The organism is Sorangium sp. So ce204 (assembly GCF_051526795.1).
GTDB classification, from domain to species: Bacteria; Myxococcota_A; Polyangia; order Polyangiales; family Polyangiaceae; genus Sorangium; species Sorangium cellulosum_B.
Genome location: NZ_CP150317.1, coordinates 11,208,093 through 11,221,896, shown reverse-complemented (window position 1 = coordinate 11,221,896; position 13,804 = coordinate 11,208,093). Strand labels below are relative to the sequence as shown.

At 69.9% G+C, this 13,804-nt stretch carries 9 protein-coding genes; 8 read left to right on the top strand and 1 reads right to left on the bottom strand.

Annotated elements, in window-relative coordinates; all coding sequences use genetic code 11:
- The first annotated feature begins 141 nt into the window (after positions 1-141).
- From WMF22_RS42300 to WMF22_RS42275, 6 genes are all read left to right on the top strand, one after another.
- Positions 142-1,929: an amidohydrolase gene (locus tag WMF22_RS42300; protein WP_437295600.1), complete on the top strand. Its 1,788-nt coding sequence runs from the start codon at positions 142-144 to the stop codon at positions 1,927-1,929.
- A gap of 129 nt (positions 1,930-2,058) precedes the next feature.
- Positions 2,059-2,715, top strand: a complete 657-nt coding sequence (locus WMF22_RS42295) for a hydrolase (RefSeq protein ID WP_437295599.1) — start codon at positions 2,059-2,061, stop codon at positions 2,713-2,715.
- 6 nt (positions 2,716-2,721) lie between these two features.
- Positions 2,722-2,985, top strand: a complete 264-nt coding sequence (locus WMF22_RS42290; protein WP_437295598.1) for a XapX domain-containing protein — start codon at positions 2,722-2,724, stop codon at positions 2,983-2,985.
- Between the two features lie 55 nt (positions 2,986-3,040).
- Positions 3,041-3,865 carry a lysophospholipase gene (locus tag WMF22_RS42285; RefSeq protein ID WP_437295597.1) on the top strand — a complete coding sequence of 275 codons (825 nt, stop codon included), beginning with the start codon at positions 3,041-3,043 and terminating at the stop codon, positions 3,863-3,865.
- 10 nt (positions 3,866-3,875) lie between these two features.
- Positions 3,876-4,841 (top strand): alpha/beta fold hydrolase, encoded by a 966-nt coding sequence (locus WMF22_RS42280; RefSeq protein WP_437295596.1) that lies wholly within the window; start codon positions 3,876-3,878, stop codon positions 4,839-4,841.
- Between the two features lie 16 nt (positions 4,842-4,857).
- A complete protein-coding gene (locus WMF22_RS42275; RefSeq protein ID WP_437295595.1) occupies positions 4,858-5,685 on the top strand; it encodes an alpha/beta fold hydrolase in 828 nt (275 codons plus the stop codon).
- A 54-nt stretch (positions 5,686-5,739) separates the two neighbouring features.
- Here WMF22_RS42275 and WMF22_RS42270 read toward each other — a convergent pair whose 3' ends face one another.
- Entirely contained in the window at positions 5,740-11,247 is a 5,508-nt protein-coding gene (locus WMF22_RS42270; RefSeq protein WP_438033409.1) for a trifunctional serine/threonine-protein kinase/ATP-binding protein/sensor histidine kinase, read from the bottom strand.
- 256 nt (positions 11,248-11,503) lie between these two features.
- Here WMF22_RS42270 and WMF22_RS42265 point away from each other — a divergent pair, with 256 nt between their 5' ends.
- Positions 11,504-12,199: a dienelactone hydrolase family protein gene (locus WMF22_RS42265; RefSeq protein WP_437295593.1), complete on the top strand. Its 696-nt coding sequence runs from the start codon at positions 11,504-11,506 to the stop codon at positions 12,197-12,199.
- Between the two features lie 117 nt (positions 12,200-12,316).
- Positions 12,317-13,759, top strand: a complete 1,443-nt coding sequence (locus WMF22_RS42260) for a catalase (RefSeq protein WP_437295592.1) — start codon at positions 12,317-12,319, stop codon at positions 13,757-13,759.
- Positions 13,760-13,804 lie beyond the last annotated feature (45 nt).

Sequence of the window (13,804 nt, the reverse complement as noted above, 5' to 3'; positions counted from 1 at the left end):
CGCGCGACGTCAGGCCGTGATTCGCGCCGCGATCGTGGTTCGAGACGGAGGAGCGCTACGAGGCGCCGGGGAGCCCTCACCCCCCTAAGGTCGGGTTTCCCGTCCACCATTCCTCTGCCATCTTCCGCGCGGACCCTGCCTATGACAACCAGCGCCGACCCCGAGCTCATCCTCTTCAACGGGCGAATCACCACCATGGATCCGCGGGCGCCCGCGGCCTCGGCGGCGGCGATCCGCGGCGGGCGATTCGTCGCGGTCGGCGACGACGCCGACGTCCTGCGCCGCGCCGGCGCCGGCGCCCGCACGATCGATCTGCGCGGCCGGCGGGCGATCCCCGGCCTCATCGATTCACACCTCCACCTCATCCGCGGCGGCCTCACGTACAACAGCGAGCTGCGGTGGGACGGCGTCGCCTCGCTGGCCGAGGCCCTGAGGCGGCTGCGCGCGCAGGCCCAGATCACCCCGCCGCCGCAGTGGGTCCGCGTCGTCGGCGGTTGGTCGGAGTTCCAGTTCGCCGAGCGGCGCATGCCGACCCTCGACGAGCTCAACGCCGCCGCGCCGGACACCCCGGTGTTCGTGCTCCACCTCTACGCGCAGGCGCTGCTCAACCGCGCCGCGCTGCGGGCCGTCGGTTATACGCGCGACACGCCCGACCCGCCGGGCGGGGTGATCCAGCGCGACCGTCACGGCGAGCCGACAGGCCTCCTTGTCGCCAAGCCGAACGCGTGGATCCTCTACGCCACGCTGGCCAAGGGCCCCAGCCTCGGCCCTGACGAGCAGCGCAACAGCACCCGTCATTTCATGCGCGAGCTCAACCGCCTCGGCATCACCGGGGCGATCGACGCCGGCGGCGGCTTCCAGCAGTACCCCGAGCATTACCAGATCATCGAGGAGCTCGCGGCCGCAAAGCAGCTGACCGTGCGCCTGGCCTACAACCTGTTCACCCAGCGCCCAGGGCAGGAGCTCGAGGACTTCAGCCAGTGGGCCAAGGCCGTCAGCCCTGGCCGCGGCGACGAGTACTATCGGCTCAACGGCGCCGGCGAGATGCTCGTCTACTCGGCCGCCGACTTCGAGGACTTCCTCGAGCCGCGGCCCGACTTGCCGCCGCACATGGAGGCGCAGCTCGGCGCCGTTGTCGAGCACCTGGTCGCGAGTCGCTGGCCGTTCCGCCTGCACGCCACCTACGACGAGTCGATCTCGCGCATGCTCGACGTGTTCGAGGCCGTGAATCGAAAGGTCCCGTTCGCCGGCCTGCGGTGGTTCTTCGATCACGCCGAGACGGTGTCGGCGCGCAACATCGACCGGATAGCGGCGCTCGGCGGCGGCATCGCCATCCAGCACCGCATGGCGTATCAGGGCGAGCACTTCCTCCACCGCTACGGCCCGGAGATGACGAGCGACGCCCCGCCGGTGCGGCGCATGCTCGCCGCGGGGATCCCCGTCGGCGGGGGCACCGACGCCACGCGCGTCGCCAGCTACAACCCGTGGGTCGGCCTCGGCTGGCTGGTCTCCGGTCGCAGCGTCGGCGGCACCGAGCTGCTCGGCCCCGGCGCCCGCCTGTCGCGCGAGCAAGCGCTGCGCCTCTACACCGCCGGCAACGGGTGGTTCTCCGGCGAGGACGGCCAGCGGGGCCTCGTCGCCGAGGGCCGCCTCGGCGACCTCGCGGTGCTGTCCGACGACTACTTCGTTGTGCCAGAGGCGGAGATCCGCGACATCACCTCGGTGCTCACGGTGGTCGGCGGCGACGTCGTCCACGCCAGCGGCGAATTCGGCGGCCTCGCTCCCCCGCCGCTGCCGTTCAGCCCCGGCTGGGCCCCGCCCGCGCAGCACGGCGGCTACGACCCCGGCGTGGTCGCCCGCGCGCTGAGCCGGCGCGCTCGCCGCCCTCATCACCACCACGGCCTCGCCTGCCCCTGCGCCGTGTTCTAGCCGCTTCTTCCGCGGCCCACGCCGGCAGCACCCGCGACGTCGACTTCGTCGCTTCCTGGCTGCCCCTCGAGCTCTGACAGTCACCGTTCGTTCATTCGTCTCATCTTCACCAAAAAGGATTCAAAGACCATGCCCACCGCCACCGCCGCTCCCGCCAAGTCGCTGCTCACCCCCGGCGATCACACCCTGATCCTCATCGACCACCAGCCGCAGATGGCGTTCGCCACCCGCTCGATCGACGGCGTCCTGCTGCGCAACAACGCCACCCTGGCGGCCCGCGCGGCCCGCGTCTTCCGCGTCGCCACGATCCTCACCACCGTGGCCGAGAAGACCTTCTCGGGCCCGATCTTCGCCGAGATCCGCGCCGCCCAGCCGGAGCTCGACATCATCGATCGCACCACCATGAACTGCTGGGAGGACGCCAACATCATCGCCCGCGTCAACAAGCTCGGCAAGTCGCGCCTCGTCATCGCCGGCCTGTGGACCTCCGTGTGCATCGTCGGCCCCGTGCTGTCGGCGATCGAGCAGGGCTTCGAGGTCTACGTGATCACCGACGCCTGCGGCGACGTGTCCGACGAGGCCCACGAGCGCGCCGTCACGCGCATGGTCCAGGCCGGCGCGCGCCCGCTGACCGCGCTGCAATACCTGCTCGAGCTCCAGCGCGACTGGGCCCGCGGCGAGACGTACGGCGCGACCACCGGGATCGCCGCAGAGCTCGGGGGCGCCTACGGCCTCGGCATCATCTACGCCAAGTCCATGTTCAACGCCTCCGAGGGCGGCCACTAGGAGCGCATGAAGCTCTACCTGATCTCGCTGGGCGTCGGCGTGCTGGTCGGCACCCTCTACAGCGTGCTGAACGTGCGCGCACCCGCGCCGCCGATCATCGCGCTGATCGGGCTGTGCGGCATGCTCCTCGGCGAGCAGGTCGGCCCGGCCGCGCGGCGGCTCCTCGCCGGGGAGCCGCTCAGCGCGGCGTGGTTCTCCCGCGAGTGCGCGCCCAAGATCACCGGCGTGCCCGCGCCCGAGCCCGACCATGGCGACGACGCCGCCCGCTGAGCCACCCACGCATGCTCGAGTTGTTTTCAAACGCCATCTCTAACGAGGACCTCCCATGAAAGAAGAAACATTCACCGGCGGCGGTGGCACGCGCCTCCACATGCGCTCCTGGCGGCCGGCGGGGACGCCGCGCGCGGCCGTGGTGCTCTGCCACGGCGTTCTTGCGCACAGCGGGCAATACCAGTGGTCGGGGGAGCAGCTGTCGGCGGCGGGTTTTGCCGTGTACGCCTACGACCACCGCGGGCGCGGCAAATCGGAGGGGCCGCGCCTGTTCGTCAATGACGTCTCCGAGTACACGGACGATCTGGGGACGTTCGTCGCCCTGGTGAAGAAACGCGAGCCCGGCCTCAAGGTGTTTGTGCTGGGTCACAGCATGGGTGGGGTGATCTCCTGCACCTGGGCGCTCGATCATCAGAGAGAGATCGCCGGCTTCATCTGCGAGAGCTTTGCGTTCGAGGTGTGGGCGCCGAAGCCCGTGCTGTCGCTCGTGCGTTTCCTCGGGCGCGTGGCGCCGAAGCTGCCGGTGCTGAAGCTGCATGAGAAGGACTTCACGCGCGACCCGCAGGCCCTGCAGAAGCTGAACTCGGATCCGCTGACCCATGGCGAAGTCCAGCCGGCGGGCACGGTGGCGGCGCTGCTCAAGGCCACCGACCGCATGCGCGCGGAGTTCGGGACCCTCACGCTGCCCTTGCTCATCATGCACGGCACCGAGGACAAGGCCACCGTGCCCGCGGGCAGCCAGCTCTTCCATGACAAGGCCGGCTCGAGCGACAAGACGCTGAAGCTCTACGAGGGGCACTTCCACGATCTGCTCAACGACCTCGGCAAAGAGCGGGTGATGGCCGACGTGGTGGGCTGGATCAACGCGCGCATCGCCTGAGATCTCCGTCATGAAGAAGATCTCTTTCGTTCTTTTGCTTGCACGATTGCTTGCGCTCGCCGTGGTGGGCTGCTCCGGGCTGCCTGCAGACAAGACAGCAAGCGCACCCACGCACCACGCACAGAGAGGAGGCGATATGGCGGCCAGCGCACCCACGCAGTACGTACAGGTCGGAAGCGACAAGATTGCCTACCGCAGCATCGGCGCGGGCGAACCCATGGTTCTCCTCACGCGCATGCGCGGCACGCTCGACACATGGGATCCGCTGTTCCTCGATGAGCTGGCGAAGAACAACCGCATCATCACGGTGGACTATCCGGGCGTGGGTTACTCGGACGGCAAGCTGCCGCCGGGCATCGGCCAGGCCGCGGACTTCGTGATCGCGTTCGCGGACGCCATGAAGCTCGAGAAATTCATCCTCCTGGGCTGGTCATGGGGCGGCACGGTGGCGCAGACCGTGGTGGTCGAGCATCCCGGCCGCGCCACGCACGCGATCCTCGTGGGCACGGCGCCGCCGGGAAAGCGCGCGGTGGAAATTCAACAGGCGTTCATCGACCGCGCGTTCAAGCCGGTGAATGATCTGGACGATGAGATCGTGCTGTTCTTCGAGCCGAGGTCGGAGTTCAGCCGGAAGATGGCGAAGGAGTCGCGGGACCGCATCCGCGTGCGCCCCGGGGTCGATGAGAAAATCCCGTCGACCCCCGAGGCGATCAAGGCCTACCTCGCCGCGGCCGAGGAGTATCACGTCGATGCGGCCGGGCGGCTGCAGAAGCTGATGGTCACGCGCACGCCGCTGCTCATCATCAGCGGCGACAACGACATCAGCACCGCCGTGGACAACTGGTTCGCGCTGAACCGCAAGATCCCCAGCGCACACCTGGCCGTGTATCCCGAGTCGGGGCATGGCCCGCAGCATCAGTACCCGCAGCTCGCCGCCGAACAGGTGGCCTCGTTCCTGCGCCACGCCATTCGATAGATAGAAGGAGAGCCACATGCCGATTTTCAAGACCAAGGAAGGCGTCGAGATTTTCTACAAGGACTGGGGCAGCGGACGGCCCCTGGTGTTCCACCACGGCTGGCCGCTGTCGGCGGACGACTGGGATGCGCAGCTCATGTTCTTCCTTGCGAAGGGCTTTCGCGTCATCGCGCACGATCGCCGCGGTCACGGGCGTTCGTCGCAGACCTCCGACGGCAACGAGATGGACACCTACGCCCGCGACGTGTCGGAGCTCACCGCTCACCTCGGCCTCAAGGGCGCCGTGCACATCGGCCACTCCACGGGCGGCGGTGAGGTGGCGCGTTATGTCGCGAAGTACGGGCAGGACGGCCGAGTGGCCAAGGCCGTGCTCATCGGCGCCGTGCCGCCGATCATGGTCAAGAGCGACAAGAATCCCGGTGGCCTTCCCATCGAGGTGTTCGATGGATTCCGCGCCGCGCTCGTCGCGAACCGCGCGGAGTTCTACCGCGCCGTGCCCGAAGGGCCGTTCTATGGGTTCAATCGCCCAGGGGCCAGGACGCTGCCGGGGGTCGTCGACAACTGGTGGCGGCAGGGCATGATGGGCGGCATCAAGCCGCACCACGACTGCATCAAGGCGTTCTCGGAGACCGATTTCACCAGCGACCTCGAGAAGATCGACGTGCCCACGCTCGTGATGCACGGCGACGACGACCAGATCGTGCCGATCGCGGATTCGGCGCTGCTGTCGATCAAGCTGCTCAAGAAGGGCACGCTCAAGGTCTACAAGGGCCTGGGGCATGGCCTGTGCACCATCAACCCGGACGTCGTCAATCCGGATCTGCTGGAGTTCATCCAGTCGTGAGGGCGAGGGCCGCGGACACGAGGGGCCGCGGCCTTTCATCGCTGTCCGCGCCGCTCAGGCTTCTTCGACGGCCGGCAGCTCGAAGCGAAACGTCGCGCCAAATACAGGGTTTGGCTCGGCCCAGAGCCGGCCGCCGTGGCGCTCGAGGATCGAGCGCGAGATCGACAATCCCATGCCCAGCCCTCCGGGCTTCGTGGTGTAGAACGCCTCGAACAACCGCGCGCCGTCCACGTGCGAGAGGCCGACACCCGCGTCGGAGACGGCGCCCACGACCCAGACGCGGTCGTCGCCCTCCGAGAGCGCCGTCTCCAGGCGCACGCGCCGGCGCGCTTCCGGCAGATCGCGCGAGGCCTCGGCCGCGTTGAGCAAGAGGTTGAGGATGACCTGCTGCAGCTCGACCGGATCGGCGAAGACCTGCGCCCCGCCCGATCGGAGCCCGAGCTCGAGCGCGATGCGACGTCGCGCCAGCTCGGCTTCCGCGACCGGCAGCGCCGCGCTGATCACGGCGTCCAGGTGGCAACGCTCGCGGTGCGCGGCCGAGCGCGTCAAGAGGCGGCGAATCCGCGCGAGCACGTCGCCGGCACGATGGCCGTCGTTCACGATCGCGACAAGCGACTCACGCGCGGCGACCAGATCGGGCTCCGCGCGATCGAGCCAGTTGACGCCCGCGCTCGCGTCCGCGGCGATGGCCGCGAGGGGCTGATTGACCTCGTGCGCGATCGACGCGGCGAGCTCGCCCAGCGTGGTGGTACGCGCGACGTGGGCCAGCTGCGCGCGCGCCTCCTCGAGGTCCTCCGCCGCGCGTCGCGATGTGGTCACGTCCATCACCGCGCCCACGATCTCGGCGCTGCCGTCCGAGCTGGTGCGGACGCGTCCGCGGATGCGCAGGTATTTGACGCGCCCGCCGGCGCAGAGCAGCCGGTGCTCCAGCATCATCTGCCCCTCGCGCTTGGCGCGCTCGAACGCCTGCTGCACGTTCGCGCGCTCCTCCTTGGGTACGCGCTCCAGGAGCGGCGGGAGCGAAGGCCTTGTGTTCGGCTCGACCTCGTAGATGCGATACGTCTCCTCCGACCAGAACAGGTCTCCGGTCGCGAACTTCCAGCCGAAGCTGCCCGTGTCCGTCAAGCTCTCGGCCTCGGCCAAATAGGCCTTGGTGCGGCGCAAGAGCTCTTCCACCTTGCGGCGCTCGGTGTTTTCGCGCTGCAGGTCGTCGAAGAGCCGCGCGTTCTCCAGCGAAATGGCCATCTGCGAGGCCAGCAGCTCGAGCAGCGTGAGGTGCGAGGGCGTGAAGGCGTGCGACGCGAGGTTGTTCTCCAGATAGAGCACGCCGGACAGCCGCGCCTGCTTGGCGAGCGGCACGCAAAAGATGGAGCGCGGGCGCGCGCGCCGTACGTGCTCATCGGCGGCAAAACGCGCGTCCTGCGCGGCATCGGCGAGGAGGAGCGGCTGCCGTGTGCGCACCGCGTAGCGAAGGATCGACGCGGGCGCATCGCTCGCTGGTGTGGGCTCACGAACGAGCCGCACCTCGATGTGGTCGGCCGCGGTCACCGCCTCCGCCTCGACCCACAGCTCCTCGCCCCGCGGTGTGACCAAGAGCGCGCGCTCCGCGCCGGCCCCCTCGAGCGCGATGGTCATCAAGGTGCGGATCAAGCGCTCGAGCTGGATCTCTCCCGAGAGCGCTTGAGACGCCTTGAGGAAGGGCGCGAGGTCGAGCTGCTCCACGCGCGCCGCCCCGACGCTGGAGCGCGTGAGCGAGGGCTCCTCGCGCAGGCGCGGCTCGATCAGCTCGAGCTGCGTGACCTTTCCCGTCGCCTGCCAGTGGGCGTAGCCGTCACGCGCCGACCTGAGATAGGCCAGGGCCACGCCGCTCAACCCGCGCATCGCATAGAAGCGGGCGGCCATCTCGCTCGCCACGGCTTCGTTCTGGGTGAAGCCGTGCTTTCGCGCGGAGTCGATGGCCTCCTCGTAGAGCCGCTCCGCGGCGAGCTCGCGCCGCTCGATGCGCGCCACCTCCGCCGCGACCAGCTTGGCTCGGTTCTCGAAATTGTCCGGGCAGTGACGCGCCCACAAGGCGAGGATGCGCTCGTGCTCGTACAGCGCTTCGGCGTGGCGCGTGCGCTCCTCGCGCGCGCTCGCATCGTAGAGCGCGGCGCGCGCCAGGGCCGTGTAGAAGTGGAACTCGGCCACCTCGAAATGACCGGGCGAGGTCCACAAGAGCGCCTCGGCCTGCCGGGCCGCGGCGAGCGCCGCCGCGTAGTCGCGCGCGAAGAACCGCCCCTGCAGCTTGCGAATCCAGTACCAGCAGGTGGCGAAGGCGAGCTGCTGGTCCTCGGCGAAGTGCTGCTCGAAGCTGGCTTCGTCGAAGTCGTCGTCGTCGAACGAGGCGAAGCTCCGCGTGTGGCCGCGGAGCAGCCGGATCAGCTGCAGCTGCGAGGTGATGATGTCCTCGACCAGCCCGAAGCCGGTACGACGAGCGAGCGTGAGCCCGCGCTCCGCCTCGCGCGCCGCCTCCGACAGCGGCGCGCCGCTCCCGAGCAGCAGCGTCACGAGCGTCTCGCTGCTGAAGCCGGCGAAGGTCAGGTCGAGCGCCTCGAGCGCGGCGGCGTGCGCCCGCCGCACAAGCACCAGGCTGGTGTCGATGTGCTGGGCCCACGTGTTCACGTGCGCGCCGTAGGACATGTACGCGCGCGCCTTGAAGCGATCGAAGCCGCGCGCCGCGACGAGATCGAAGCCCAGCTTGCCGAAGCGGTTGCCGGCAGGGTAGTCGCGGAAAGTGGAGCCGAGCACCACGCCCAGCACCGCGTAGGCGTAGCAGGAGCCGTCGCTGTTGCCGTGAGCGAGGCTGAGGCGCGCCATGCGCGCGACCAGGCGATCGTGCAGGGCGCTGTCGGTGAAGAGCGCGGGCGGCTGCGCCGCCGTGAGCACGTCGAGCGCGGCGCGCCAGCTGTCGTTGCTGACCGGCAGCTCGATCAGCGACTCGATGCTGCGATCACCCAGCTCGTCCCACAGGCTCTGGAACTCCCTCTCCACTTCGTCGCGCGTGGGCCGCGGCGTCCAGTCGATGCCCATCGTACCCAGGAAGTCCAGGCAGACCTGCACGGCCATGCCGTTTCGACCCGCCGTCGTGCAGAGCAGGATGCGGAGCCGCGCGACCGCGGCGCGGTCGACCAGGTTGGCGGCCCTCGGCGCGAGCTCAGTCAAGCACGCCTCGGCGGCCGTGAGCTCGCCGGCGAGCAGCTCGCACTCCGCGCGGTCCAGGCCGAGCGCGAAGGCGAACGCGTAGTCGCTCTCCCATCGGCCTTCGTCGAGCAGCGCGTCGGCCACCTCCAGGTACACGAGCGCCGAGGTGTACGCCGATGCGGCCTTGGCGCGGCGCCCCGCCGCGTGGTTCAGCTCCGCCACGCGCATGCGCTCTCGACGCGTGCGCAGGAGGTCGAGGCCGCGGTTGAGCTGGTTCACGATGTCGAAGCTGCCCTCTTCGCGCGCGCGCTCGGCCGACTCCGCGGAGAGCCTCATGCCGATGGCGAGGTGCAGGGCGGGCCTGTCGCGCGGGTCGATCAGCGCGTACGAAGCCTCCTGCACGCGGTCGTGCAGGAAGCAATACTCACGCTCGACACGCACCACGAGCCCGCTCCGCAGCGCGTCGTCCAGCGCGGCTGTCAGCTCACGCTCGCCGGCGCCGAGCGCGAGCGAGAGGGCCTCGATGGGCGCGCAGCTACCGAGGCAGGCGAGGTGCATCAGCGCGCGACGCGTGGGCTCCGGCAGCCGCGTCAGCTTCTCGATCATCAGCTCGGCCACGTTGTCGGTGAAGCCGCGCGCTCGGATGCGCTCGAGGTCCCAGCGCCAGCGTGATCTCGCTGGATCGAAATGGAGGAGCTCCACCTCGTTGAGCGCGTTGATGAACTGAATCGCGAAGAACGGGTTGCCGTGGGTCTTCTCGCGCACCAGCTCCGAGAGCGGCGCGAGCTCGGCGGCGTCCGCCTGCAGGACGTCCGCGAGCAGGTCGGCCACGGCGGGCGGGGCCAGCGCTTCGAGCGAGATCTCCTCCACGCGTCCGGCCGCCGCGCGCAGCCGCGCGACGAGGCGGTGCAGCGCGTGTTCGGCGTCGACCTCGTTGCTACGGAACGCGCCCACGATCAGCAGGTTCGAGAGCTCGGGGTGCGTGGCCAGGTGTTCGATCAGGTCGAGCGTGGCTGCGTCGAGCCACTGCAGGTCGTCCAGGAACAGCACGAGCGGCTGCTCGGGCCTGGCGAACACAGCGATCAGGCGCCGGAAGATCAGCTGGAAGCGCTGCTTGGCGTCGTGCGGGGGCAGCTCGGGCGCCGGCGGCTGCGGTCCCACGATGAACTCGACGTCGGGAACGAGGTTCGTCACCAGGCCGCCGTGCGTGCCGAGCGCGTGCCGCAGCGCCTCTCGCCACGTCGAGAGCTCTTCTGCGGGCCGGCCGAGCACCTGCCGCACCAGGCTCTCGAGCGCCTGGGCGAAGGTGGCATACGGAATGTCGCGCTTGAACTGGTCGAACTTCCCCGAGGCGAACGCCGCGCGCCGGCCGATGGCCCGCCTCAGCTCGTCGACGAGGGCCGACTTGCCGATCCCCGAGTAACCCGACACGAGCACGAGCTCGGGAGCGCCGCTCGTGCGCGCCCGTTCGAAGGCGGAGAGCAGCGCGTCGCGCTCGCGGTCGCGACCGTACAGGCGCTCGGGCATGGTGCGGTGGCGTGCGTCCCCGCTCGCGAGCGAGAAAGGCTCGATGCGGCGGTGCGCGCTCCAGTCGAGCAGGCAGCGCTCCAGATCGCGCGCCAGGCCGGCCGCGGTCTGGTAGCGCTCCTCCGCCGGCTTGGACAGCAGCTTCATGACGATGGCGGCGAGCGGCGCCGGCAGCTCGGCCACGCGATCGCGCGGGTCGGCTGGCTGCTTGGCCACGTGGCAATGGATCCACTCCATCGGCTCCGACGCGGCGAACGGCAGGCCGCCCGTGAGCAGCTCGTAGAAGGAGACGCCCAGCGCATACAGGTCGCTGCGCGTATCGACCGCCCGGCTCATGCGTCCCGTCTGCTCCGGCGCCATGTACGGCAGGCTGCCGACCAGGGCCGGCGGCCGCGCGCGCTGCTCGTCCGTCGCGCGCGCGGCGGCGCCGAAGCCGGTCAACCACACCGCGCCGCTGTCGACGTCGACCAGGGCATTCGCGGGCTTGATGTCCTTGTGCACGATGCCGCGCGCGTGCAGCTTGTCGAGCGCGCGCGTCCAGCCGAGCGCCACGCGCAGGAAGTCGCCTATCGGCCAGGCGCGTCCGACCCGATGGGCGAGCAGCTCACCGCCGGGATCCTCCAGCCAGAGCCTCGTGCGGCCCGGCCTGGAGTCGAGCTCACGTGGGCACACCGCCCACGCCGGATCCAGCTCCTCGCGGAGCGCGAACTCATTCTCCAGCTTCTGCAGCAGGTCCGCCGCAGGCGCGTGAGCCGGCCGCAAGATCAACGTCGGTTGTCCCTCCCTGCTGCGGTAGAGCGCGAGCTCGCCGTCGTCGCGCAAGCAGACGGCTGCGGGGTCGTGCGAGGTCGTCATGGGGCGCAACGTGGGTGGGCCGGTGCTGGCGGCAACGGAGGCGTCTCCGAGGCTCCGCTCGGGGGAGCGAGGGGGCCATCCTACCTTGGTCGGGTGTTCTCGGCCGAAGATCCCGTCCATACCGGCCCAGGTTCTCGACGCCGGAGCTGGCGCCGACGCCGCTCACGGCCCCCGTGGTCGTGGTCGTGCTCGGGCGCGTCGAACCGCCCACATCTCGTGCGCGGAACCGGCCATCAACCAACCGGAGGAGCCCAGCATGAACGATCGTCTCACCGTCCAGACCGACGATGGCAGCTTCGATTGCTACGTCGCGCGTCCCGGGGCCGCCGTCGCGCCGGTGATCGTCGTGATCCAGGAGATCTTCGGCGTCAACGCCGGGATCCGCAGCATCGCCGACGCCTACGCCGAGAAGGGGTACATCGCCGTTTGTCCCGACCTGTTCTGGCGCGCCCAGCGGGGCGTGGACATGTGCGAGAGCGACGAAGGCGACGTGGCCAAGGGCTTCGCCCTGTATGGCGCCTACGACTTCGACAAAGGGCCCCGCGACATCGCGGCCACTGTCGCGGCCGCCCGCGCCATGCCCGGCGCCTCCGGCAAGGTCGGCGTGACCGGCTACTGCCTCGGCGGGCTGCTCACGTTCCTGACCGCGGCGCGCGCCGATGCCGATGTCTTCGTCGCCTACTACGGTGGAGGCACCGAGAAATACGTGGCCGAGGGCGTGAACATCGAGCGCCCGCTGCTGATGCACCTCGCCGGCGACGACGAGTACATCGGCGAGGACGCCCAGGCGACGATCCGCGCCGCGCTGCGGGACAACCAGCATGTCGAGATCCACACCTACCCGGGCCGCAACCATGCGTTTGCCCGTCCGGGCGGCGCCCGCTACGACGCTGCCGACGCCACGCTGGCCAATCGGCGGACCGACGCGTTCTTCAAGCAGCACCTCGCCTGAACAGGAGGGCGGGCCGCGCGCGCCGCGGCGCTCGCGCGATCCGGGGAACGTGGCCTGACGACGTCACCCGACCATCGTCGGGTTTGCGCCGGCCTGGTCGCGAACTAGCGTCGACGCATGTCCAAACCGAAGTTGACGCATGCCACCGGCGCGCCGGTGGTCGATAACGTGAATATCCAGACCGCCGGTCCGCGCGGCCCCGCGCTGCTGCAGGACCTCTGGCTGATCGAGAAGCTCGCGCACTTCGACCGCGAGGTGATCCCCGAGCGGCGCATGCACGCCAAGGGCTCGGGCGCCTGCGGGACGTTCACCGTGACTCACGACGTCACGCGGTACACCCGCGCCAGGCTCCTCGCCGAGGTCGGCAAGCGGACGCCGGTGTTCGTGCGATTCTCGACGGTCGCCGGCGAGCGCGGCGCCGCCGACGCCGAGCGGGATATCCGCGGCTTCGCGGTGAAGTTCTACACCGAAGAGGGGAACTGGGACATCGTCGGCAACAACACGCCGGTGTTCTTCTTCCGCGACCCGCTGCGCTTCCCCGATCTCAACCACGCGGTCAAGCGCGACCCTCGGACCGGGATGCGCAGCGCGGAGAGCAACTGGGACTTCTGGACGTCGCTGCCCGAGGCGCTCCACCAGGTGACGATCGTGATGAGCGACCGCGGGATTCCGCGCAGCTATCGCACGATGCACGGCTTCGGCAGCCACACCTTCAGCATGATCAACGCCGCGAACGAGCGCGTGTGGGTCAAGTTCCACTTCATCAGCCAGCAGGGGATCGACAACCTCACCGACGCCGAGGCCGAGGCGGTGGTGGGGCGAGACCGCGAGAGCCACCAGCGCGACCTGTTCGAGAGCCTGGAGGCGGGGCGGTTTCCGCGCTGGAAGCTCTGCATTCAGGTCATGACCGAGGCGCAGGCGCGGACGCACCGGCATAACCCGTTCGACCTCACCAAGGTCTGGCCGAAGGCCGACTATCCGCTCATCGAGGTCGGCGTCCTCGAGCTCGACAAGAACCCCGACAACGTGTTCGCCGAGGTCGAGCAGGCCGCGTTCTCGCCGGCCAACATCGTCCCCGGCGTCGGCCTCTCGCCCGACAAGATGCTGCAGGCGCGGCTCTTCTCGTACGGCGACGCGCAGCGCTACCGGCTCGGCGTCAACTTCAACCAGATCCCCGTCAACGCGCCGAAGTGCCCGTTTCACAGCTTCCACCGCGACGGCGCGATGCGCGTCGACGGCAACCTCGGCGCCACGACCAGCTATTTCCCGAACCGACACGGCGAATGGGACGACAACGCCGGCGCCGGTGAGCCGCCGCTGCCCGTCGCGGGAGATGCCGCCCACTGGGATCATCGCGCCGACGAGGACCACTGGGAGCAGCCAGGTCGCTTGTTCCGCCTGATGTCGCCGGCGCAGCGACAGGCGCTGTTCGACAACACCGCTCGCTCCCTCGGCGGCGCGTCGGTCGACATCCAGCGCCGGCACGTCGCCAACTGCATGAAGGCCGACCTCGCCTACGGGGCCGGCGTGGCCCGGGCGCTCGGCCTCGACCGGGCCTAGCGCGGCGCTCGCGCGGCGGCTGCGCTCGCGCGGCCGCGGCGCGGC

What these genes read in the sequence shown, in the direction of transcription:
- WMF22_RS42300 (WP_437295600.1), top strand. Translation starts at nt 142, where the DNA reads ATGACAACCAGCGCCGACCCCGAGCTCATCCTCTTCAACGGGCGAATC.
- WMF22_RS42295 (WP_437295599.1), top strand. Translation starts at nt 2,059, where the DNA reads ATGCCCACCGCCACCGCCGCTCCCGCCAAGTCGCTGCTCACCCCCGGC.
- WMF22_RS42290 (WP_437295598.1), top strand. Translation starts at nt 2,722, where the DNA reads ATGAAGCTCTACCTGATCTCGCTGGGCGTCGGCGTGCTGGTCGGCACC.
- WMF22_RS42285 (WP_437295597.1), top strand. Translation starts at nt 3,041, where the DNA reads ATGAAAGAAGAAACATTCACCGGCGGCGGTGGCACGCGCCTCCACATG.
- WMF22_RS42280 (WP_437295596.1), top strand. Translation starts at nt 3,876, where the DNA reads ATGAAGAAGATCTCTTTCGTTCTTTTGCTTGCACGATTGCTTGCGCTC.
- WMF22_RS42275 (WP_437295595.1), top strand. Translation starts at nt 4,858, where the DNA reads ATGCCGATTTTCAAGACCAAGGAAGGCGTCGAGATTTTCTACAAGGAC.
- WMF22_RS42270 (WP_438033409.1), bottom strand. Translation starts at nt 11,247, where the DNA reads ATGACGACCTCGCACGACCCCGCAGCCGTCTGCTTGCGCGACGACGGC.
- WMF22_RS42265 (WP_437295593.1), top strand. Translation starts at nt 11,504, where the DNA reads ATGAACGATCGTCTCACCGTCCAGACCGACGATGGCAGCTTCGATTGC.
- WMF22_RS42260 (WP_437295592.1), top strand. Translation starts at nt 12,317, where the DNA reads ATGTCCAAACCGAAGTTGACGCATGCCACCGGCGCGCCGGTGGTCGAT.